The following is a 23,403-nucleotide window of genomic DNA, read 5'->3' as shown; positions in this document are numbered from 1 at the left end:
GCTTGGCAATCAGCGGCCGGAGTCCCTTGTCAGAGGTGAGTCGTACGGTGGGGAACATGCGGCCACAGACCCAGATCGAACGCACCGTGGCGCCTTTCGAGGTCGTCAGCCCGTACCGGCCCAGTGGTGACCAGCCGACCGCGATCGCCGACCTGGCGCAGCGTGTCGGCGGGGGCGAGAAGGACGTCGTGCTGCTCGGCGCGACGGGTACCGGCAAATCCGCGACGACGGCGTGGATGATCGAGAAGCTCCAGCGGCCCACGCTGGTGATGGCGCCGAACAAGACACTGGCCGCGCAGCTGGCGAACGAGTTCCGCGAGCTCCTCCCGAACAACGCGGTGGAGTACTTCGTCTCGTACTACGACTACTACCAGCCCGAGGCGTACGTCCCCCAGACGGACACCTACATCGAGAAGGACTCCTCGATCAACGAGGAGGTCGAGCGGCTGCGCCACAGCTCGACGAACTCGCTCCTGACCCGGCGCGACGTGATCGTCGTGGCCTCCGTCTCCTGCATCTACGGCCTGGGCACGCCGCAGGAGTACGTGGACCGCATGGTGCCGCTCAAGGTCGGCCAGGAGATCGAGAGGGACGATCTGCTGCGCCGCTTCGTCGACGTGCAGTACACGCGCAACGACATGTCCTTCACCCGCGGCACCTTCCGGGTCCGCGGCGACACGATCGAGATCTTCCCGGTGTACGAGGAACTCGCGGTCCGCATCGAGATGTTCGGTGACGAGATCGAGGCGCTCTCCACGCTCCACCCCGTCACCGGCGAGGTCATCTCGGACGACGAACAGCTCTACGTCTTCCCCGCCTCCCACTACGTGGCCGGTCCGGAGCGGATGGAGCGGGCCATCGCCGGCATCGAGGCCGAGCTGGAGGAGCATCTCGCTCAGCTGGAGAAGCAGAACAAGCTGCTGGAGGCCCAGCGGCTGAGGATGCGTACGACGTACGACATCGAGATGATGCGCCAGATCGGCACCTGCTCGGGCATCGAGAACTACTCGCGGCACATCGACGGCCGTGACCCGGGGACGGCACCGCACACCCTGCTCGACTTCTTCCCCGACGACTTCCTGCTCGTCATCGACGAGTCGCACCAGACGGTCCCGCAGATCGGCGCCATGTACGAGGGCGACGCCGCCCGTAAGCGCACCCTCGTCGACCACGGATTCCGGCTGCCCTCCGCGATCGACAACAGGCCGCTGAAATGGGAGGAGTTCCTCGAGCGCATCGGCCAGACCGTCTACCTCTCGGCGACCCCCGGGCCGTACGAACTCTCGCGCGGCGACGGCTACGTGGAGCAGGTGATCCGTCCGACCGGTCTCATCGACCCGGAGGTCGTGGTCAAGTCCACCGAGGGGCAGATCGACGACCTGGTGCACGAGATCCGTACCCGCTCGGAGAAGGACGAGAGGGTGCTGGTCACCACTCTCACCAAGAAGATGGCCGAGGACCTGACCGAGTACTTCCTGGAGTTGGGCATCCAGGTCCGCTATCTCCACAGCGACGTCGACACGCTCCGCCGGGTGGAGCTCCTGAGGGAGCTGCGCGCCGGCGAGTACGACGTGCTGGTCGGCATCAACCTGCTGCGTGAGGGGCTGGACCTGCCGGAAGTCTCACTCGTCGCCATTCTCGACGCCGACAAGGAGGGCTTCCTGCGCTCCGGCACGTCCCTGATCCAGACGATCGGCCGTGCCGCGCGCAACGTCTCCGGCCAGGTGCACATGTACGCCGACAAGGTCACCCCGGCGATGGAGAAGGCCATCGAGGAGACGAACCGGAGGCGCGAGAAGCAGGTCGCCTACAACAAGGAACACGGGATCGACCCGGAGCCGCTCCGGAAGAAGATCGGCGACATCGTCGCCGACATCGTGCGCGAGGACATCGACACCGAGGAGCTCCTCGCCTCCGGATTCCGGCAGGAGAGGAGGGGCGGCGCGGGCGAGCGCACGGGCAAGGGCAAGGCACCCACTCCGGCCAGGTCGGCGGGTGTCAGGCAGCGCGGTGGCACCGAGGTGCTCACGGACCGTCCGGCGGCCGAACTGGCCGAGACCATCGAGCAGATGACGGAGCGTATGCGGGCCGCCGCCGCGGAGCTCCAGTTCGAGGTCGCAGCCCGACTCCGGGACGAGGTGTCGGAGTTGAAGAAAGAGCTGCGGCAGATGAGGGAGGCGGGCCTGAAGTAGCCGCCGTCGGCCACCGGTACACAGCGATCCGGGCGGAGTGTTGCAAGAGCGACACAAAGGCGGTCGCCCTGACCGGCTGCTTCGTGGCGATGCGTAGGGTTCTGAGTGTGACGGCCGCCGGAAGTGAAGGCGGCCGCAGAAAGTCGAGAGGGGAACGCACGTGTCGGTGAACTTGTCCAAGGGACAGGCCATCAGTCTGCAGAAGAGCGACGGGGGCTCGCTGTCGGCGGTGCGGATGGGTCTCGGCTGGAAAGCAGCCCCCCGTCGCGGCCTGTTCGGCAAGCGCAGCAAGGAGATCGACCTGGACGCCTCCGCGGTGCTCTTCGCCGACAAGCAGCCGGTGGACGTCGTCTTCTTCCGTCACCTCGTCAGCGACGACGGTTCCGTCAAGCACACCGGCGACAACCTGGTGGGCGGTGCCGGTCAGGGCGGCGACGACGAGGCGATCATGGTGGACCTGCAGCGCCTCCCGGTCCACATCGACCAGATCGTCTTCACGGTCAACTCCTTCACGGGGCAGACCTTCGAAGAGGTGGAGAACGCCTTCTGCCGCCTCGTCGACGAGACCAACGGCCAGGAGCTGGCGCGCTACACGCTCACGGGCGGCGGCCAGTACACCGCTCAGATCATGGCCAAGGTCCACCGTCAGGGAGACGGTTGGCAGATGACCGCCGTGGGTGCTCCGACCAACGGCCGTACGTTCCAGGACCTGATGCCCGCGATGGTGCCGCACCTCTGACCGGTGGCGGTGCACGACCGGGAAGAAGTGCACCGCGCGCAGGGCGAGCAGGCGAGCAGAGAAGAAGCGCGCGGCCCGGCTCGGGGCCGCGCGGCGAGGGGGAGCACGAAAATGGCTGTCGAGCTGGTCCGGGGGCAGAACCACCCGTTGCCCGGGGCCCGTCTGGAGATCCGGGTGTCCGCGGCCGGGCCCGTCGTCGCGGGGGCGACGCTCAACGACGAGAACGGCCGGATGCGCGAGGCAGGCTGGATAGCTCACCCCGCGGAGCCGCACCTCCCTGGCCTTGAGGTCTCCCGGCAGGCGGCCGCGGACCACAGGCTGGCAGTCGACCTCGACGCCCTGCCCGGCGAGGTCCACCGGGTCAACCTGCTCCTCGCGCTGCCCACAGGCGTCGGCGGCCCCGTGAACTTCGGCGCTGTGGCCGCTCCGTTCGTCGCCGTCACGGAGCTCGACGGCGCCGAGGTGGCCTCCTACCGGGTGACGGGTCTCGACGCGGAGTCGGCGGTGGTGGCCCTGGAGCTGTACCGCAGACAGGGCAGCTGGAAGGTCCGCGCCGTCGGACAGGGGTACGCCGGAGGGCTGGCGGCGATGCTCGCCGACCAAGGGCTGCCCCGGGCGGAGGAGTTGGCTTCGACGATCACCGAGGCGGTCGCTGCGGGCATGGCCCGGTCGGTCGCCGCGCCTCCACCTCGTACGGAGGAGGACAGAGCGCGCCGTGAGGCCACCGTCGGCGGCGCCCACGGAGTCGCGGGTGCGGGTGCGGGTACCGGCGCCGGACCGGCTGCGGGGGGTGGAGGCGACCTCACCGCTCCGGTGCACGGGCAGACAGAGCCCGCTCCCGCAGAGCCCGCGCAGGGCGGGCCCGGGCCCGGGGGCGGTCGTATCGACTACCAGCACCCCGGGCGTGGTTCCGGGCCGGTCCCCGCTGAGGCAGAGCCCGGAGGTGACGGTGCGTACGCGCCCGTCGCGGGCGACGCCACCGGCTGGAGCATGGACGAGCGGCTGTACAACCAGATCTGGGACATGTTCGAGGACTTCGCCCGTACCGTCGCGGCGTACCGCTCCGCCGTCGATTTCGCCGAGTCGCGGATGGAACAGGAGCTGGAGAAGGTCCTCGCAGACCCCCGCACCCGCATCGGCCCGGCCGCCGACGCGGCACGCACCGAGGCACGAGCCAAGCACGCCCAGCTCGTCGACCGGGCACGGGCCGTGCTCGACCGCGACCTGGGACAGCTCAAGGCCGAGTCCGAGGTCGTCGAGCCCGCGCTTCCGCCGGCGTTCGCCCGCTGGGACAACCCCGTATGGCACGGCTACTCCACTCCCATGGAGACCCCCATGGCGTTGCGGCTGGGCGACCTCAGCCTGCCGGAGGGCGTGGGCCTGCGAATCCCCATGCTGGTCAGGCTGCCGCTGGAGCGCGGCCTGTGGATCGACTGCGGACATCAAGGCTCCGCGGCGTCCTCTCTCGTGGACTCCGACGAACTGCGGCAGATGGCAGCCGAGACGGCCACGGCGATCGCCGCCCGGCTCGCGGCGGTCTATCCGGTCGACGATTTCACGCTCAACGTGATCGACCCGGCGGGGTCGGCGTCGGCGGCGCTCGCGCCGCTGCTGGAGACGGGGGCGCTCCCCGAGCCGCCCGCCGCGGGAGCCGCAGGGGTGAGCGCGACCCTCGAAAAGCTGACCCAGCGCGTCGATCTGGTGCAGATGGCCGTGCGCAGTGGTGCCACGGACGCGCTGCCGCCCGACCTCGACACCGCCGAACAGCTGCTCGTCGTCCACGACTTCCCGCACGGCTTCGACGACCGGGCCGTCAACCAGCTCCGTTACCTGGCCGACGAGGGCCCCTCCGTCGGAGTCAACCTGCTGATGGTCGCCGACCGCGAGGACGCCCGTGCGTACGGGCCGGTGCTCAGCCCGCTGTGGCGTGCTCTGCTGCGCATCACCCCCGTCCCCGACGACCATCTGGCGGACCCCTGGGTCGGCCACCACTGGACGTACGAGCCGCCGCTGGTACCTCGCGGGAGCAGGGTGCTGACGCAGGTGCTCCAGCAGGTGGTGCAGGCGCGGAGGACGTACGGCGGCGGCTGAGGGGGACGGCGCGGCCCAGGCCGGCAACTGCCTTGACCAGCGGGTCTTTACGTTTCCTTGGTGTTGCTTTACTCTTCTTTTTGCGGAGGGGAGTATTCCCAGCATCCCCGCGGCGTGCCCGTCAGTACGGACCGGACGTGACCCGGTCCCGGGGCGCCGGCCCGGCAGCAGTGACCGCAGCAGCATCAGCGGCACTTCAGTGCGCCGGGCGGAAGAGACCTCCGGCCCATGCGAGTACGCGAGCCGGAGGATGCGTATATGGATGTCTCCCTGAACGTCTGGCTTCTGACGATCGTCGGCCTGTGCGCCTTGATCGCCGTCGACTTCTTCATCGGCGGCCGCAAACCGCACGAGGTCTCCCTCAAGGAGGCCGGGGTGTGGACCACGGTCTGGATCGTGCTCGCCGTGCTCTTCGGCTTCGGCCTGCTCTTCTTCGCGGACGCGGAGACGTCGGGGGAGTTCTTCGCCGGGTTCGTCACGGAGAAGTCGCTCAGCGTCGACAACCTCTTCGTCTTCGTCCTGATCATGGCGAAGTTCGCCGTGCCGCCCATCTACCAGCAGCGGGTCCTGATGGTGGGCGTGCTGATCGCGCTCGTGCTCCGGGCCGTCTTCATCGCGGCGGGCGCAGCGGCCATCTCGACCTTCTCCTGGGTCTTCTTCATCTTCGGCGCCTTCCTCATCTGGACGGCCTGGAAGCTGATCAAGGAGGCGCGGGAGGACCACGAGGAGGACGAGTACGAGGAGAACCGCTTCCTGAAGATGGTCGAGCGCCGCGTCCCGTCCACGGACCAGTACCACGGTACGAAGCTCTTCGTCGTCGAGAACGGCAAGCGGCTGATGACGCCGATGCTGATCGTGATGCTGGCCATCGGTTCGACGGACGTGCTGTTCGCGCTGGACTCCATCCCCGCGATCTTCGGCCTGACCGAGGACCCGTACATCGTCTTCACGGCCAACGCTTTCGCCCTGATGGGCCTGCGGCAGCTGTACTTCCTCATCGGCGGGCTGCTGCGGAAGCTGGTGCACCTCTCGTACGGACTGTCGGTCATCCTCGGCTTCATCGGCGTCAAGCTGGTGCTGCACGCCCTGCACGAGGCCGGGGTGCACGTGCCGGAGATCAGCATTCCGGTGTCCCTGGGCGTCATCTGCGCCGTCCTCGTCGTCACCACCGTCACGAGCCTGGCGGCATCCCGTAAGGCGGAGCGCGAGGAGCAGGGCCGCAAGGGGCCTGGCGGCGGCCAGGGCGGCAAGGAGGACGCGGGGGTCTGACCCGCCCCCCGCTGGGATTCCCGTCCCGCTGAGACCCGCCGTCCGGTAAGCCGGGACGGCGGGTTTCCTCTGTGCGCTCCTCGGCGGGGAGAACCCGGTGCCTGCCGGGCAGCCGAAGTCCTGGCAGGCACCGGGCTCCTGCGGCTCACCGGACGAGCTTCACCTCCTTCTCCGTACGCTCACCGTTGACCGTCACGCGCAGCTCGACGGTGCCGGGCCGCAGCGCGGTGAGGGTGCCGGTGCGCGGATCGTAGGAGGCCGCACAGCGGCTCTTGCCGGTCCGCGGCGCCCCTTCGTGCCGGACGCAGAGACCGCCCGACCCCGACCAGTCCGCGCTGAGGGGCCAGCCGACCGGCACTCTCCGCGCGGCCTCGCCCGCTCCCTGCGTGACGGTCGCTGCCGCACGCGCCGACTCGCCCACGTTCAGCTCGCCGGGGGCCTCCAGCGTCAGGCCGTCGACGTGTGCCCTCGTCTGAGCGGCGATCCAGTCGTCGTCCGATCCGCTTCCCGCCCCGCTGCCGTTCCCGCTCTTCTGACGCGCGGCGTCTTCGTCCACGCCGAGCAGCGACCAGCCGGTGAAGCCGCCGTCACCGGGCGGAGCCGCCGGCGCCTTCCCGGAGTTGCCGTTGACGAGATAGGGCACGCCGTCGACCCGGGACGCGTCGAAGACGCCCACGTGCGCTCCGATGAAGGCGGTCCCCTTGCCCGAGCGGGTGCGGAAGTCGCCGAGCCACTTCTCCAGCAGGTCGGCCTCCATCCGGTCCGTGAGCCGGCTCGCCTGCTGGCCCGTCGGATCGCGCGGCGGTACGTGCTGCACCACGGACACCGACGTCACGGAGGGGTCCTTCGCGGCTGCGTCCAGCTGCCGTCGCAGTTCCTGGATCTGGGAGTAGCCACCTCCGCGCAGGGTCAGTGACGAGGTGTCGAGTGTGATGAACCGCGTGCCCTTGTGGTCGAACGTGCGCTGCGCGGGGCCGAACTCCTCGACGAAGTTGCCGATGTCCCCGCCCATCACCTCGTGGTTGCCCGGCACATAGATCCACTCGACGTCGTCGCCCAGCTCCTCTTCCAGCACACGGCGCGCGAAGCGCAGGTCCTCCTCCGACCCCTCGTCGACCAGGTCGCCGTTGACGAGCACGAAATCCGGACCGGCGGCCCGTATCTCACGGAGCGTCCGCCGCGCCTGCCGTACGACGGCACTGTCCGGATCGCGAGCGACGAACTGGGCGTCGGACATCACGGCGAAGCGCCAGTCGCTCCCCGCGACATCCGCCGCGGTGGAGATCAGCGGGTCGTGCGGCCGTGCGGCGCCGGGCAGATCGACGTCGGGAGGCGTACGCGCCACCAGCTCGTCGAGGACGACCTCACCGGTGTACTGCTCGGCGGGCCGGGTCTCGGCGAGATAGAAGCGCTGCAGCCGCAGCGGGTAGGACACACCTTCGGGAACCTCGAAGACGACCTGCTGCCAGCCCTCCTCGGTGAGGTGTCCGCCGCGCAGCACCTGGTCGGTGCCGCCGGCGTCCTTCAGGTGGAGCGACGGCCAAGCACCCTTCCCGTCGCTTCTGACCCACATGGTGAAGCTCTGCGGCTGTCCCGAGACGGGGACCTCCTGCGGTGGACTGGCGTAGACGGCCCGTGTCGCCGTCGAACGGGCGAAGTCGTACGCCATTCTCAGGCCTGTGCCTTCACGGCCCTCCGGTTCGGCTGTCAGGGAACCCTCCGCGCGGGCGGCGCTGAACTTCCATTCGGCGGCGTCGTCGAAGGCGGCGACCTTCTGGTCACGCAGGCCGACCGTCACGGCGAGGCGTGCCGTACGGCCCTTGACCGTCACCGTGACGATATCCGACGCCGATTCCTGGCCGGGCCGGGCTCTGACGGTGAATCCGCCGCGGGCCGGGTCCGGTGAGATGACGAAGCGTGAACTGTCGTAGTCCAGCCGCGCGTCGGCCGGATCCACGGGTGCGCTCGTGCCCCCGGAGTCGAACCCGACGAGCCCGAAGGAGCCCTGGACCCGGTCGTCGGCGAGTCCGACCCGCTCCCGGGTGGGCCGGATGCGGTCGAGATCCCCGATGACCGACAGCTTCGTCGAGCCGCGGGCACGTCCCTCGTGCGCGCTCACGTCCGTGACTCCCGTGCGGCGGGCGTGGAACACCCCGGAGCCGTCGACCCTGCCGACTCCCGGACGGGTCGCCGTCCAGCGGGGGCTGCCCTCGGCCGGGCCGTAAGTCTCGTCGTACCCGGCCGCCGTCAACTTCCGTGTGAGGCCCGGGAATACGCGCTCCGGATGACCGCCGGGCATGTTGTCGGCGGTGGGCGCAGCTGCCGGGTCGGCGGCCGTCTCCACCCAGAAGCCCTTGAGGCGACCGGTGCCCTCCGGTGCGGTGAGGGCGAGTCCGTTGGGAACCTCGCGCTGCTCGCCGTCCGAGGGAGCGTTCTCCAACTGCGGGGCGCGGCCGCCGGGTTCGCGGGCCAGCAGGGTGGAGGAGCCCCCGCCGTCCAGGTTGATGGCGTTGTACGCGCCCAGGTCCCGCATCATCAGGGCGAGTTCGGTGAGGGTGACACCACCGGAGGCCGCCTGGCGCCCGTCGACGCTCATCACGTGCATCGTCGAACCGTCCTTGGAGAAGCCGACGGCAGTGCGCGGTGCCGTCGCGTTGTTCGGTCTGCCCTCCCAGTTCTGCGCCCGGCCGTCCACGACGAGCAGGCCGCGGCCGCCGACTGCCGTACGCGGAACGGGACTTCCGTCGTCCGTACGGACGTGGTACTCCAGCGTGACCTTGTCGCCCTTCTCCAGCGAGGCGAGTCGCTCCGCTCCGGCGTCACGTCCGACGAGGACCGTGGTGCCCTTCGCGATGGGCCCGTCACCGGGCTCGTCCGAGACACCGTCGACACGCCCGCGACGCAGCGTCACTTCGGCGGCGTCGGGGTCGCTGTCGGTGGTCAGCGCCCGGTCCGCCTTCCCCCACTGGGAGTTGTAGGCACCGATGCCGTTCTCGGGCACGTTGGCCGCGTTGTACGCGGTCAGTGGCTCCTTCCCGTCGGGAAGGGTGAGGGAACCCTCGAAGTAGAGGTCGAGGACACGGCCCGCAGCCTCGGGGCCGAAGCCGAGCGACTCGCTGTTGCCGGCGGCGGGGGAGTGGGTGGCACGGCCGTCGCGCAGGCCGGGACCGAGCGGCGCGCCGGTCTCGTCGATGTCGAAGAAGTCGGCGTTGAACGCGGCGACGGTACGCCGTCCCTCGCCCGGGTCGTGGTCCCTGACCTGCTCGGTGACCGTCTTGGGTGTGGAGACCTCACCGGACGAGAGGTAGTCGGCCCGTGTGCCGCCGCTGCCGCTGCCCAGTTCGACGCTGAGCGCGTCGGCGCGCAGCCACTTGTCGGACTCCAGTCGCTGGAAGGAAGTCAGCCGTGCTCCGGGGGCGACCGGTCGGCTGGTGCGCGAGAGCTCCATTCCGTCGCCGTCGGGGATTCCGGCCGGGTCGGCGGATGCCGGCGGACGGACGGACTGGACCGCTGCGGGCAGCCGGCCGGAGGCCGGGGGCGCCGGTGCGGCCCCGGCAGCGGGTGCCTGACAGAGCGTCAGGACAGAAAGAACGGCCACTGCGGGAAGCAGCGGCCGGGCGAGGACTCTTCGGTGTACGTGAACTCGTATCACAACAACCCCTACAAACACCGGGAGTTTCGTGCGCTATCTGCGCACACCGTGGCGAAGCGTCCCAGCGGTGAAGGGTCTGCACCAGACGTCAGGGCGGAATTCACCGGAAACCGGCGCTCAACTGCCATTCATGCAAAAGGAGTTGGAGTTTCAAGGCGGGGCCGGCCGGGGTGCCCTCGGGGCGCCGCGCGGCCGGTCCGGCGCCGCCGCGGAGCAGGGGGAACCGATGTCGAGGGCCGTGGCGCGGGGAAGACCCGGGGCCCGGTGTCCGGTTGAGTCCCGGGCACCACGAAGCCCGGGCACGACGAGGCCCCGGGGTGGTCCACGACCACCCCGGGACCTTCCTCCTGGTGTCCTGGTGCTCCCGGACCCGCCAGGAGGGCGGGACCCGACGGCCCGCGCGCAGCAAACCGCCGACCGGCCCTCCGACCCGCCCTCCGCCCGGGCTACTTCGCGGAGCGCTTCGCCTTCGCCCCCGCTGCCTTCTTCGCCTTCCCGGCGGCACGGCTCCCGGAGGTGCGCGTACCCCCGGACTCCGGCTTGCGCGCCGACGGCGCGGCGTCGCTCACCCGGTCGCCCAGCACGTCCCGCAGGAACTTCCCCGTGTGGCTGGCCGGGATCGCCGCGACCTGCTCGGGCGTTCCCTCCGCGACGATGAGCCCGCCGCCGTTGCCGCCCTCGGGGCCCATGTCGACGACCCAGTCCGCCGTCTTGATGACGTCCAGGTTGTGCTCGATGACGATCACCGTGTTGCCCTTGTCGACAAGGCCGTCCAGCACGGAGATGAGCTTGCGGATGTCCTCGAAGTGCAGACCGGTCGTGGGCTCGTCGAGCACGTACACCGTGCGGCCCGTGGAGCGCTTCTGCAGCTCGCTCGCCAGCTTCACGCGCTGCGCCTCGCCGCCGGAGAGCGTCGGCGCGGGCTGTCCGAGCCGCACGTAACCCAGGCCGACGTCGTTGAGCGTCCGCAGGTGCCGGGCGATGCCGGGCACCGCCTCGAAGAAGTCCATCGCCTGCTCGATGGGCATGTCGAGCACTTCGGAGATGCTCTTGCCCTTGTAGTGGACCTCGAGCGTCTCCCGGTTGTACCGCGCGCCGTGGCAGACCTCGCACGGCACGAACACGTCCGGCAGGAAGTTCATCTCGATCTTGATGGTGCCGTCGCCGGAGCAGTTCTCGCACCGGCCGCCCTTGACGTTGAAGGAGAAGCGGCCCGGCTGGTAGCCGCGCACCTTCGCCTCCGTGGTCTCGGCGAAGAGCCGGCGCACGTGGTCGAAGACGCCGGTGTACGTCGCCGGGTTGGAGCGCGGCGTACGGCCGATCGGCGACTGGTCGACGTGCACGACCTTGTCCACCAGGTCGTCGCCGTCCACCCGCGTGTGCCGGCCCGGCACGGACTTGGCGTTGTTCAGCTCCCGCGCCAGGTGCGTGTAGAGGATGTCGTTGACCAGCGTGGACTTGCCCGATCCGGACACGCCCGTCACGGCCGTCAGCACGCCGATCGGGAACGACACGTCGATGTCGCGGAGGTTGTTCTCGCGCGCCCCGCGCACCGTCAGCTGCCGCTCGGGGCCGGCGGGCCGCCGCACGTCCGGGAGCGGGATGCTCTTCTTCCCGGCCAGGTAGTCGCCGGTCACCGAACCGGCGTTCTCCAGGAGCTCCTTCAGCGGGCCGCTGTGCACGACCTTGCCGCCGTGCTCGCCTGCGCCGGGGCCGATGTCGACGACCCAGTCGGACGCCTTGATGGTGTCCTCGTCGTGCTCCACGACGATCAGGGTGTTGCCCAGGTCGCGCAGCCGCACCAGCGTCTCGATCAGCCGGTGGTTGTCCCGCTGGTGCAGGCCGATGGAGGGCTCGTCCAGCACGTACAGCACACCCACCAGGCCCGAACCGATCTGGGTCGCAAGCCGGATGCGCTGCGCCTCGCCGCCCGAGAGCGTCCCGGCCGCACGGTTGAGCGACAGGTAGTCGAGGCCGACGTCGACCAGGAACCGCAGCCGCTCGTTGACCTCCTTCAGGACCCGCTCGGCGATGGTCTTGTCCCGGTCGCTCAGCACCATCTCGCGCAGGAACTCCGCGCATTCGCTGATCGACATCGCCGAGATCTCCGCGATGGACTTCCCCTGCATGGTCACCGCGAGCACGATCGGCTTCAGCCGCGTGCCCTCGCACGTCGGGCAGGGCACCTCGCGCATGTACCCCTCGAAGCGCTCCCGGCTGCTGTCGGTCTCCGCCTCCTGGTGCCGGCGCTTGACGAACGGCACGACGCCTTCGAAGGCCGTGGTGTACGCCCGCTCACGTCCGTACCGGTTGCGGTAGCGCACCTCGATCTGCGTCCTGTGGCCGTACAGCAGGGCCTTCTTGGCGCGCTGCGGCAGCCCGGCCCAGGGGATGTCCGTACGGAAGCCCAGGGCGTCCGCGAGCGCACCGGTCAGACGCCCGAAGTAGTCCCGCGTGTGGCCGTGCGACCAGGGGTGCAGCGCGCCCTCGTCCAGTGACTTGTCCTCGTCGGGGACGATCAGCTCCGGGTCGACCTCCATGCGGGTGCCGATGCCTGTGCACTCCGGACAGGCGCCGAAGGGGGAGTTGAAGGAGAAGGTGCGCGGCTCCAGCTCCTCGAACGACAGGTCGTCGTACGGGCAGTAGAGGTGCTCGGAGAACATCCGCTCGCGTTGCGGGTCGTCCTCGTCGAGGTCGACGAAGTCCAGGATGACCATGCCGCCCGAGAGGCCCAGCGCCGTCTCCACGGAGTCCGTGAGCCGCCGCTTCGCGCTCTCCTTGACGGTGAGGCGGTCCACGACCACCTCGATGGTGTGCTTCTCCTGCTTCTTCAGCTTCGGCGGTTCGGAGAGCTGGATCGTCTGCCCGTCGACGCGCGCCCTGCTGTAGCCCTTCGTCTGGAGCTCGTTGAAGAGGTCGGCGTACTCGCCCTTGCGCTCGCGCACCAGCGGTGACAGCACCTGGAAGCGGCTGCCCGGCTCCAGGTCCAGCACCCTGTCCACGATCGCCTGGGGCGACTGGCGGGCGATGGGCCTGCCGCACTCGGGGCAGTGCGGCTTGCCGATGCGGGCGAACAGCAGACGGAGGTAGTCGTAGACCTCGGTGATGGTGCCCACCGTCGAACGCGGGTTGCGCGACGTCGACTTCTGGTCGATGGACACCGCTGGGGAGAGCCCCTCGATGAAGTCGACGTCGGGCTTGTCCATCTGCCCGAGGAACTGCCGGGCGTAGGCGGAGAGCGACTCCACGTAGCGGCGCTGCCCCTCCGCGAAGATGGTGTCGAAGGCGAGCGACGACTTGCCCGACCCGGACAGGCCGGTGAAGACGATCAGCGAGTCGCGCGGAAGATCGATGGAGACGTTCCGGAGATTGTGCTCGCGAGCGCCACGGACGATGAGACGGTCAGAGGCCACGCCGGTTGGCACCTTTCATGTGAGAAGCAGGGTGCCCCGCTGCGCAGGAGCCCCCCGGACAAGAGTAGAGGCGGCGCGGTCCGAGTGTGCCCGGACCGAGGCGGTGCCGCCCGACGAGCTTATAGCACGTGCATTCGAATCTGGCCCCCTTGTGCCGTCTTCCACCCGAAGGAGTGGCGGGGCTAGTTTTGGGATCATGACGCAGCCCGCGAACCCCTCTCCTCCCGCGCCCGGTCCCGACGCCGACGCCGCCTCCGTGAGAGACGCCACGGACCGGCTCCTCGCCGCCGTCGCACAGCTGGACGACGCCACCGCCGCCAAGCCCTCACTGCTGCCGGGCTGGTCCCGCGGTCACGTGCTCGCCCACTCGCCCGCAACGCCGAAGCACTGCTCAACGTCCTCGCGGGACGCCCCATGTACGCGAGCGGCGACATCCGCGACGCCGACATCGAGCGGGACGCACACCGCTCCGCGGAGGCCCATCACGACGACCTGCGCGACACCGCGCTCCGTCTCGACGGCGCCTTCGCCGCGCAGAGCGACGCGGCATGGGAACGGCCCGTCGAGTTGCGTAACGGTGTGACCGACCTTGCGAATTCCCTCCCCTTCCGCCGCTGGATCGAGATCGAGCTGCACCACGTCGACCTCGGCATCGGCTACGGCATGGACGATCTTCCCGGTGCCTTCATCGAGCGGCAGCTGGGCAACATGGCGCGCCGCTTCGAGGGCCACCCGGGAGTGCCCGTGACCCTCGTGCTGCGCAGCGAGTACGGCGGCACCTGGTACACCGGTGCGCCCGAGGGCACCGGAACCGGCTCGCTCGTCGTGGCAGGGAGCCCCACGGCCCTGGTGGGCTGGCTCACGGGGCGGAGCACGGGCAGTGGGCTCGCGGCGCCGGAGCCGCTGCCGGTCCTGCCGGCGCTGTAGCGGCCGGTACGGGTCGCCGGCCGGAACCGGGATCGCGCCTCCTGGCACGGCTGCCCGGAGGACCCGTCACAGGGATTTGCGCATCACAGCGTCTTGCGCATCACGGCGCAGGGCCTGTGCCGCTCGCGGTCCTCGCTGCGCCCGGTCACCAGGTAGCCCGTCGCCGTCCAGAAGCGGAGCGCCGCCGTGTTGTTCTCCAGTACGGCGAGTCGCACGCCCTTCCGCCCCTGCCGCCGGAACCCGTCCTCGACGTACGCCGCCAACTCCCGTCCGGTACCGGCCCGCTGGGCGTCCGCGTGCACCATCAGCAGCCCGATCCACGGATCGGGATCAGCCGGGTCCGGGTGGTGGGCGAGCGTGGCGGCGATGCCGGTGAGCTTTCCGGCGGACCGCGCGAGCAGCACCTGGGCGTGCGGCTGCGCCAGCTCGTCCATCACCGCCGCGGCGACCTGCCCCGGGCGGATGTCGTCCGGATCGGGGAAGTCGCCGCTGAGGCGGTGGAACTCGCGGTTGGACGCGTACAGGCCGGTGATCTCGCTGAGCAGCGCCCCGGACAGTGCCCCCTCCGTCAGGACGAGCGGTTCGACGATCATGCGTGGCACTGTAGGCGCGCCCGGCGGAACCGGCGCCGTGCTCGCCGGAGCGCGGCCCCGCTGCGCTGCTTCACGGACCCTGGCCGGCCAGTGTGCTCACTCGTCTAGGGTGGCGTCATGGCTTACACCGGAGAGGTGCAGGTCGGGGGACCTGCCGACGTGCACGAGCTGACCGACCTGATGATCTCCAAGGTCGCGGTCGGCCCCATGAACAACAACGCCTACCTGCTGCGCTGCAGGAAGACGGGCGAGCAGCTGCTGATCGACGCCGCCAACGAACCGGAGACGCTGCTGGAGCTCATCGGCTCCGACGGCATCGCCTCCGTCGTCACCACCCACCGGCACGGCGACCACTGGCAGGCACTCGCTCCCGTCGTCGAATCCACCGGCGCCCGTACGTACGCGGGCCGCTTCGACGCGGAGGGCATCCCCGTCGGCACGGACATCCTCGTGGAGGACGGAGACACGGTCCGGGTCGGGGAGAACGAACTGACGGCGCGGCACCTCGTCGGCCACACCCCCGGCTCGATCGCCCTCGTCTACGACGACCCGCACGGCCACCCCCATCTCTTCACGGGCGACTGCCTCTTCCCCGGCGGCGTCGGCAACACCCATGACGATCCCGAGGCGTTCGCGAGTCTGCTGCACGACGTGGAGACCAAGCTCTTCGCCCAACTGCCCGACGAGACCTGGGTCTATCCGGGTCACGGCGGCGACACCACCCTCGGTGCGGAGCGTCCGAACCTCGGCGAATGGCGCGAGCGCGGCTGGTGACGCGCGGCTGGTGAGGCGGCCGGTGGCTGACGGTGATGTCACCGCACGGACGTAGGGTGTGCGGCATGGCAGATCCCTCCAGCTACCGCCCCGAACCAGGAGAGATCCCCGACTCCCCGGGGGTCTACCGGTTCCGTGACGAGCACGGCCGGGTGATCTACGTCGGGAAGGCCAAGAGCCTCCGCCAGCGGCTCGCGAGCTACTTCCAGGACCTGGCGAATCTCCATGTGCGCACACGCACGATGGTCACCACCGCCGCCTCGGTGGAGTGGACGGTGGTCTCCACGGAGGTCGAGGCGCTCCAGCTGGAGTACTCCTGGATCAAGGAGTTCGACCCCCGGTTCAACGTCAAGTACCGCGACGACAAGAGCTATCCGTCCCTCGCGGTGACGCTCGACGAGGAGTTTCCGCGCGTCCAGGTCATGCGCGGCCCGAAGCGGAAGGGCGTGCGCTACTTCGGTCCGTACGCGCACGCCTGGGCCATCCGCGAGACCGTCGACCTGATGCTTCGGGCCTTTCCCGTGCGCACCTGCTCGGCCGGGGTCTTCAAGCGTTCGGCGCAGATCGGCAGGCCGTGCCTGCTGGGGTACATCGGCAAGTGCTGTGCGCCCTGCGTGGGGCGCGTCACGGCGGAGGAGCACCGTCAACTCGCGGAGGAGTTCTGCGACTTCGTCGCCGGCCACACCGGGTCGTACCTGCGCCGCCTGGAGCGGGAGATGCAGCAGGCCGCCGAGGAGATGGAGTACGAGAAGGCCGCCCGGCTGCGTGACGACATGGACGCGCTGAAGCGCGCCATGGAGAAGAGCGCCGTCGTGCTCACCGACGCCACCGACGCCGATCTGGTCGCGGTCGCGGAGGACGAGCTGGAGGCAGCCGTCCAGATCTTCCACGTACGCGGCGGCCGGGTGCGCGGCCAGCGCGGCTGGGTCACCGACAAGGTCGAGGAGATCGGCACCCCGGAACTCGTCGAGCACGCCCTCCAGCAGCTCTACGGAGAGGAGCGCGGCGACGCGGTTCCCAAGGAGGTGCTGGTTCCCGCGCTGCCCGATCCGGCGGCTCCTGTGGCCCAGTGGCTGAGCGAGCGCCGCGGGTCGGCCGTCAGCCTGCGCGTGCCTCAACGGGGCGACAAACGCGCCCTGATGGAGACGGTGCGGCGCAACGCCGAGCAGGCGCTGGCCCTGCACAAGACCAAGCGTGCCTCCGATCTGACGACCCGTTCGCGTGCCCTGGAGGAGGTCGCCGACGCGCTCGGCCTCGACTCGGCGCCCCTGCGCGTGGAGTGCTTCGACATCTCCCACTTCCAGGGAGACGACGTGGTGGGGTCCATGGTCGTCTTCGAGGACGGCCTGGCCCGGAAGAGCGAGTACCGGCGCTTCCAGATCAGGTCCGTCGACGGGCAGGACGACGTGCGTTCCATGCACGAGGTCATCAGCCGCCGCTTCCGCCGCTATCTGCAGGAGAAGCGCCGCACGGGCGAGTGGGGCGGCGACGGAGGCGCGGCAGCCGAGGGCGAGGGCCCGGAACCGGCGGAGGGCGCGGACGGCGGCGGAGCGCGTGACGAGGACGGCAGGCCGAAGAAGTTCGCCTACCCTCCCCAGCTCATCGTCGTCGACGGCGGCAGGCCGCAGGTCGCCGCGGCCCGCAGCGCGCTGGACGAACTGGGGATCGACGACGTCGCCGTCTGCGGCCTCGCCAAGCGCCTCGAAGAGGTCTGGGTCCCGGGGGAGGACGACCCTGTCGTGCTGCCCCGTACGAGCGAAGGGCTCTACCTCCTCCAGCGCGTACGCGACGAGGCGCACCGTTTCGCGATCAGGTATCAGCGCAGCAAGCGCTCCAAGACGCTCAGGGCGAGCCCGCTCGACGCCGTCCCCGGGCTGGGCGCGTCCCGCAGACAGGCGCTGATAAGGCACTTCGGTTCCCTGAAGCGGTTGCGGGCTGCCACAGTCGAGGAGATCTGCGAGGTGCCGGGCGTCGGCCGGAAGACGGCGGAGACCGTCGCGGCCGCGCTCAGCACGAAGTCCTCCGCGGCGGCGGTGAACACCGCGACCGGTGAGATCGTTGAAGAAGAGTGAGTGACCGTGACGACGGGGGGCGAGTGACATGAGCAGCGAACATCAGGCACAGCAGGAACAGGCGTCCGGGCCGGCCGGGGCGGCGCATCGGCCGGACGGGCACGAGGACACCGGGCAGGACGCCAGAACCGCCGACCCGCCCGTCGGCAAGGAACTGGCGGCCGAGGCCGACGAAGCCGTCATCCCCGAGCTGGTGATCATCTCGGGCATGTCCGGCGCGGGCCGCAGCACCGCGGCGAAGTGCCTGGAGGACCTGGGCTGGTTCGTGGTCGACAATCTGCCGCCCGCGCTCATCCCGACCATGGTGGACCTGGGCGCCCGGTCCCAGGGCAACGTGGCCCGTATCGCCGTCGTGGTCGACGTCCGCGGGCGGCGCTTCTTCGACAACCTCAAGGAGTCCCTGGCCGACCTCGACCAGCGGCAGGTCAGGCGGCGCATCGTCTATCTCGAGGCGAGCGACGAGGCGCTCGTGCGCCGCTTCGAGTCGGTCCGCCGGCCCCACCCGCTCCAGGGCGACGGCCGCATCGTCGACGGCATCGCGGCCGAGCGCGACCTGCTGCGCGAGCTGCGGGGCGACGCCGACCTCGTCATCGACACCTCGGGCCTCAACGTGCACGAACTGCGCGCCAAGCTCGACGCCCAGTTCGCGGGTGAGGAGGAGCCCGAACTGCGCGCCACGGTGATGTCTTTCGGGTACAAGTACGGGCTTCCGGTTGACGCCGATCTCGTCGCCGACTGCCGCTTCCTGCCCAACCCGCACTGGGTGCCGGAGCTGCGCCCGTACACCGGCACCACGGAAGAGGTCGCCAACTACGTCTTCAGCCAGCCGGGAGCCAAGGAGTTCCTCGACCGGTACGCGGAGCTGCTCCAGCTCATCGCCGCGGGCTACCGCCGGGAGGGCAAGCGCTACGTCACCATCGCTGTCGGCTGTACGGGCGGGAAGCACCGCAGTGTGGCGGTCTCCGAGAAGCTGGCGCGGCGGCTGTCCGGCGCCGGCGTGGAGACCGTGGTGGTGCACCGGGACATGGGACGTGAATGAGGACGTGAGAAGCGCGAATGCCTCGTAGGACCGTCCGGTTCCGGCGTCCGCCCGGCACCCGGGCCGGGCAGCGCGGTACCCAGCCGAAAGTGGTGGCGCTCGGCGGAGGAGCGGGCCTGTCGGCCTCGCTGACCGCCCTGCGCCGTATCACCGGGGACCTCACCGCCGTCGTCACGGTCGCCGACGACGGCGGCTCCAGTGGCCGGCTCCGCGACGAACTGGGCGTACTTCCCCCGGGCGACCTCCGCAAGGCCCTTGCGGCGCTGTGCGGCGACGACGAGTGGGGACGCACCTGGGCGGAGGTCGTCCAGCACCGTTTCGTCAGCCGCGGTGAACTCCACGGACACGCGGTGGGCAATCTGCTGATCGTCGCCCTGTGGGAGCAGCTCGGCGACCACGTCCAGGCACTCGACCTCGTGGGCAAGCTGCTCGGAGCGCACGGCCGGGTGCTGCCGATGTCGGCCGTCCCCCTGCAGCTGCAGGCTCTCGTACGGGGCCACGACCCGGAACGTCCCGAGGAACTGTCGACCGTGCGCGGCCAGGCGACCGTCGCTCTCACCCCGGGCGAGGTGCAGCAGGTGCACCTCGTACCGCACGATCCGCCGGCCGTCACCGAGGCGGTCAGGGCGGTGCTCGACGCGGACTGGGTCGTGCTGGGCCCCGGCTCGTGGTTCTCCTCGGTCATTCCGCATCTGCTGGTGCCCGATCTGCTCGACGCCCTCACGGCCACGAAGGCGCGCAGGGTGCTCTCGCTCAATCTCGCGCCACAACCTGGTGAAACAGAAGGCTTCTCCCCGCAGCGTCATTTGGAGGTTTTGGCCCGACACGCCCCTAAACTCGCCTTCGACGTGGTGCTGGCCGACAAGGACGCCGTCCCTGACCAGGAATCTCTGCGAAAAGCCGCCGAGCGGCTCGGTGCGACGGCTGAGTTGTCCGCCGTCGCGGCTGTCGGAGGGTCCTCCCAGGCCGAAAGCCCGGGTGGATCCACCGCCAGGCACGACCCGGAGCTGCTGGCCGCCGCGTATGACCGTATTTTTCGGATGCATGGAAGGATCGGCCCATGGCGATGACGGCTGCGGTGAAGGACGAGATCTCCCGGCTCCCCGTCACCCGGACCTGCTGCCGGAAGTCCGAGGTCTCGTCGATCCTGCGCTTCGCGGGCGGCCTGCACCTGGTGAGCGGGCGGATCGTGATCGAGGCGGAGCTGGACACGGGCATCGCCGCCCGCCGGCTGCGCAAGGACGTACTGGAGATCTTCGGCCACAGCTCGGACCTGGTGGTGATGGCGCCGGGCGGTCTGCGGCGCGGCAGCCGGTACGTCGTACGGGTCGTGGCGGGCGGAGACCAGCTCGCGCGCCAGACGGGCCTGGTCGACAGCCGGGGCCGTCCCATCCGCGGCCTGCCTCCGCAGGTGGTCTCGGGAGCGACGTGCGACGCGGAGGCCGCCTGGCGCGGTGCCTTCCTCGCGCACGGTTCGCTGACCGAGCCGGGCCGCTCCTCCTCGCTGGAGGTCACGTGCCCGGGACCAGAGGCGGCGCTGGCGCTGGTGGGCGCGGCGCGGCGGCTGCAGATCGCCGCCAAGGCCCGCGAGGTCCGCGGCGTCGACCGAGTGGTGGTCCGCGACGGTGACGCCATCGGCGCGCTCCTGACGCGGCTCGGCGCCCACGAGTCCGTACTCGCGTGGGAGGAGCGGCGGATGCGCCGCGAGGTGCGCGCCACGGCGAACCGGCTCGCGAACTTCGACGACGCCAACCTGCGCCGCTCGGCGCGTGCCGCAGTCGCCGCAGGGGCGCGCGTGCAGCGTGCCCTGGAGATCCTCGCCGACGACGTGCCGGAGCACCTGGCCGCGGCGGGCCGGCTGCGGATGGACCACAAGCAGGCGTCGCTGGAGGAGCTGGGCGCGCTCGCCGACCCGCCTCTGACGAAGGACGCCGTGGCCGGCCGTATCCGCAGGCTGCTGGCCATGGCCGACAAGCGGGCGCAGGACTTGGGCATTCCGGGCACGGAGACCAGCCTCACCGAGGAGATGGTCGGCTGACCGGCCCGGGCTCCTACCGCGCGCCGAAGGCCCTCATGCCCCGGGTGGCCGATGTCACCGAGAAGAGTGCGGCGCGGTAGGGTCGGAAGCGGTCGGGGACATCCCATACAGCTTTGCCGGTGTCCGTACCGGCGTACCAACGAGGAGATCGGTTCGTGACGATCCGCGTAGGCATCAACGGCTTCGGCCGCATCGGCCGCAACTACTTCCGCGCATTGCTGGAGCAGGGTGCGGACATCGAGATCGTCGGTGTCAACGACCTGACCGACAACGCGACCCTGGTGCACCTGCTGAAGTACGACAGCATCCTGGGCCGCCTCAAGCAGGAGGTCAGCCACACCGACGACACGATCACGGTGGGCAACCAGACCTTCAGGACGATGGCGGAGCGCGACCCCGCCCAGCTGCCCTGGGGCGAGCTGGGCGCCGACGTCGTCGTGGAGTCCACCGGCATCTTCACCAAGCGTGACGACGCGGCCAAGCACCTGGCCGCGGGTGCGAAGAAGGTCCTCATCTCGGCTCCGGCCAAGGAGGAGGACATCACCGTCGTCATGGGCGTCAACGAGGACGCGTACGACGCCGGCAAGCACCACGTCATCTCCAACGCCTCCTGCACCACCAACTGTGTGGCGCCGATGGCGAAGGTCGTCGACGAGAACTTCGGTCTCGTCAAGGGCATGATGACGACCGTCCACGCCTACACCAACGACCAGCGCATCCTGGACTTCCCGCACAAGGACCTGCGCCGCGCCCGCGCCGCCGCCGAGAACATCATTCCGACCTCGACAGGCGCCGCCAAGGCCACCGCGCTCGTCCTGCCCCAGCTGAAGGGCAAGCTGGACGGCATCGCCATGCGCGTCCCCGTCCCGACCGGCTCCGTCACCGACCTCGTCCTCGAGCTCGACCGCGAGGTGAGCAAGGACGAGATCAACGCGGCCTTCCAGAAGGCCGCCGAGGGGCAGCTCAAGGGAATCCTGGAGTACACCGAGGACCCGATCGTCTCCTCGGACATCGTCAACTGGCCCGCGTCCTGCACCTTCGACTCGTCGCTCACGATGGTCCAGGGCAAGCAGGCGAAGATCGTCGGCTGGTACGACAACGAGTGGGGCTACTCCAACAGGCTGGTCGACCTGACCACCTACGTCGGCGACAAGCTCTGACCGCTGCCACACCGGCGGAGCGTCCGACACATGGCAGACCGCGGCAGGGCTCGCAGGGCGCGACGACGCGTCCGGCGGGCCCTGTTCCGTGAGACGCGGTGACCGTTGCCCGAGCGGTTCCACGAGGGTCCGAAGTCCAAGGAGTCCAGCAAGCATGAAGACGATCGACGAACTCATCGGCGAGGGCGTGGCCGGGAAGCGGGTCTTCGTCCGCGCCGACCTCAACGTTCCGCTCGATGCGGGCGCCATCACCGACGACGGCCGTATCCGCGCCGCCGTCCCCACCATCCGAAAGCTCTCCGAGGGCGGCGCCCGCGTCGTCGTCGCCTCGCACCTGGGCCGTCCCAAGGGGGCGCCCGACCCGCAGTTCTCGCTCGCACCGGTCGCGAAGCGGCTGGGTGAACTCCTCGGCAAGGACGTCGCATTCGCCTCCGACACGGTCGGCGACAGCGCGCGGAGCACCGTGGAGGCGAGCTCCGGGGGCGGCGTCACGCTGCTGGAGAACCTGCGGTTCAACGCGGGCGAGACCAGCAAGGACGATGCGGAACGCGGTGCCTTCGCCGGTGAACTCGCCGCCCTGGCCGACCTGTACGTCGGCGACGGCTTCGGTGCCGTCCACCGGAAGCACGCCTCCGTGTACGACCTCCCCGCCCGGCTTCCGCACGCCGCGGGCGGTCTCATCGCCACCGAGGTCGGCGTGCTGAAGAAGCTCACCGAGGACGTCGGGCGCCCGTACGCGGTCGTGCTCGGGGGCGCGAAGGTCTCCGACAAGCTGGGCGTCATCGACCATCTGCTGGAGAAGGCCGACCGCATCCTCATCGGCGGCGGCATGGCCTACACGTTCCTCAAGGCGCAGGGTCACGAGGTGGGCAGCTCCCTGCTCCAGGAGGACCAGGTCTCCGTGGTCCAGGGCTATCTGGAGCGGGCCGAGAAGCTCGGCGTGGAGTTCGTGCTGCCCGTCGACGTGCTGGCGGCCGAGAGCTTCCCCGACCTGAAGACGAAGGCGCCCGCTAAGCCGCAGACAGTCGCCGTCGACGCGATCCCGGCCGAGCTGATGGGCCTGGACATCGGGCCCCGCACCCGCGAGCTGTACGCCTCGAAGCTCGCCGACGCGGCCACGGTCTTCTGGAACGGCCCCATGGGGGTCTTCGAGCACCCGGACTACGCCGAGGGCACCAGCGCCGTGGCCCGGGGCCTGCTCGACAGCGACGCCTTCACCGTCGTCGGCGGCGGCGACAGCGCGGCGGCGGTCCGGCTGCTCGGCTTCGACGAGAACGCGTTCGGCCACATCTCCACCGGCGGCGGCGCCAGCCTGGAGTACCTCGAAGGCAAGACGCTGCCGGGTCTGGCCGCGCTGGAGGACTCTTGAGCGGCGCGCGCACGGCAACACGTACTGCCGCGCGCACGGCTGCCCGGCCGAAGACAGCACCTGATTCCGCAACTC

At 70.1% G+C, this 23,403-nt stretch carries 14 protein-coding genes and 1 pseudogene; 12 read left to right on the top strand and 3 right to left on the bottom strand.

The annotated features are described in order from the left end of the window. Positions 1–56 precede the first annotated feature (56 nt). The 4 genes from uvrB to ACFPA8_RS24665 all read left to right on the top strand — a co-directional run bounded on the left by uvrB (position 57) and on the right by ACFPA8_RS24665 (position 6,291). Positions 57–2,192: an excinuclease ABC subunit UvrB gene (uvrB, locus tag ACFPA8_RS24680; protein ID WP_386451961.1), complete on the top strand. Its 2,136-nt coding sequence runs from the start codon at positions 57–59 to the stop codon at positions 2,190–2,192. A 160-nt stretch (positions 2,193–2,352) separates the two neighbouring features. Continuing rightward, positions 2,353–2,931: a TerD family protein gene (locus ACFPA8_RS24675; RefSeq protein ID WP_386451959.1), complete on the top strand. Its 579-nt coding sequence runs from the start codon at positions 2,353–2,355 to the stop codon at positions 2,929–2,931. Between the two features lie 111 nt (positions 2,932–3,042). Further along, positions 3,043–5,022, top strand: a complete 1,980-nt coding sequence (locus tag ACFPA8_RS24670; RefSeq protein ID WP_386451958.1) for a TerD family protein — start codon at positions 3,043–3,045, stop codon at positions 5,020–5,022. A gap of 258 nt (positions 5,023–5,280) precedes the next feature. Then, positions 5,281–6,291, top strand: a complete 1,011-nt coding sequence (locus ACFPA8_RS24665) for a TerC family protein (RefSeq protein WP_386451956.1) — start codon at positions 5,281–5,283, stop codon at positions 6,289–6,291. 145 nt (positions 6,292–6,436) lie between these two features. Here the strand turns inward: ACFPA8_RS24665 and ACFPA8_RS24660 are convergent, their stop codons facing one another. Both ACFPA8_RS24660 and uvrA read right to left on the bottom strand, forming a co-directional pair. After that, a complete protein-coding gene (locus tag ACFPA8_RS24660; RefSeq protein ID WP_386451955.1) occupies positions 6,437–9,739 on the bottom strand; it encodes a phosphodiester glycosidase family protein in 3,303 nt (1,100 codons plus the stop codon). 650 nt (positions 9,740–10,389) lie between these two features. Then, positions 10,390–13,356: an excinuclease ABC subunit UvrA gene (uvrA, locus tag ACFPA8_RS24655; RefSeq protein ID WP_386451954.1), complete on the bottom strand. Its 2,967-nt coding sequence runs from the start codon at positions 13,354–13,356 to the stop codon at positions 10,390–10,392. Here uvrA and ACFPA8_RS24650 point away from each other — a divergent pair. Beyond that, positions 13,295–14,283: pseudogene (locus tag ACFPA8_RS24650) on the top strand (maleylpyruvate isomerase family mycothiol-dependent enzyme). The gene uvrA and the pseudogene ACFPA8_RS24650 sit on opposite strands and share 62 nt — an antisense overlap. Positions 14,284–14,366: 83 nt before the next feature. Here the strand turns inward: ACFPA8_RS24650 and ACFPA8_RS24645 are convergent. Further along, positions 14,367–14,876: a GNAT family N-acetyltransferase gene (locus tag ACFPA8_RS24645; protein ID WP_386451952.1), complete on the bottom strand. Its 510-nt coding sequence runs from the start codon at positions 14,874–14,876 to the stop codon at positions 14,367–14,369. A 117-nt stretch (positions 14,877–14,993) separates the two neighbouring features. On the opposite strand from ACFPA8_RS24645, the gene ACFPA8_RS24640 reads away from it, so the two are divergent. The 7 genes from ACFPA8_RS24640 to ACFPA8_RS24610 all read left to right on the top strand — a co-directional run bounded on the left by ACFPA8_RS24640 (position 14,994) and on the right by ACFPA8_RS24610 (position 23,328). Further along, entirely contained in the window at positions 14,994–15,650 is a 657-nt protein-coding gene (locus ACFPA8_RS24640; protein WP_386451951.1) for an MBL fold metallo-hydrolase, read from the top strand. A 65-nt stretch (positions 15,651–15,715) separates the two neighbouring features. Then, positions 15,716–17,722: an excinuclease ABC subunit UvrC gene (uvrC, locus tag ACFPA8_RS24635; RefSeq protein WP_386451949.1), complete on the top strand. Its 2,007-nt coding sequence runs from the start codon at positions 15,716–15,718 to the stop codon at positions 17,720–17,722. 28 nt (positions 17,723–17,750) lie between these two features. After that, the gene (gene rapZ, locus ACFPA8_RS24630) at positions 17,751–18,761 is read left to right on the top strand and encodes an RNase adapter RapZ (RefSeq protein WP_386451948.1); all 1,011 of its coding nucleotides are present in this window, start codon (positions 17,751–17,753) and stop codon (positions 18,759–18,761) included. A gap of 17 nt (positions 18,762–18,778) precedes the next feature. Next, the gene (locus ACFPA8_RS24625; protein WP_386451946.1) at positions 18,779–19,831 is read left to right on the top strand and encodes a gluconeogenesis factor YvcK family protein; all 1,053 of its coding nucleotides are present in this window, start codon (positions 18,779–18,781) and stop codon (positions 19,829–19,831) included. Next, on the top strand, positions 19,822–20,799 hold the full coding sequence (gene whiA, locus ACFPA8_RS24620) for a DNA-binding protein WhiA (RefSeq protein WP_045864271.1): 978 nt from the start codon (positions 19,822–19,824) through the stop codon (positions 20,797–20,799). The genes ACFPA8_RS24625 and whiA overlap by 10 nt, the downstream gene beginning before the upstream one ends. Positions 20,800–20,954: 155 nt before the next feature. Next, positions 20,955–21,959: a type I glyceraldehyde-3-phosphate dehydrogenase gene (gene gap / locus ACFPA8_RS24615; protein WP_386451944.1), complete on the top strand. Its 1,005-nt coding sequence runs from the start codon at positions 20,955–20,957 to the stop codon at positions 21,957–21,959. A 154-nt stretch (positions 21,960–22,113) separates the two neighbouring features. After that, positions 22,114–23,328 (top strand): phosphoglycerate kinase, encoded by a 1,215-nt coding sequence (locus ACFPA8_RS24610; protein ID WP_386451942.1) that lies wholly within the window; start codon positions 22,114–22,116, stop codon positions 23,326–23,328. The last annotated feature ends 75 nt before the right edge of the window (positions 23,329–23,403 follow it).

Source organism: Streptomyces ovatisporus, assembly GCF_042653885.1.
Lineage (GTDB): Bacteria > Actinomycetota > Actinomycetes > Streptomycetales > Streptomycetaceae > Streptomyces > Streptomyces ovatisporus.
Note: the sequence above shows the minus strand (reverse complement) of the source record. Positions and strands in the feature narration are given on the sequence as shown.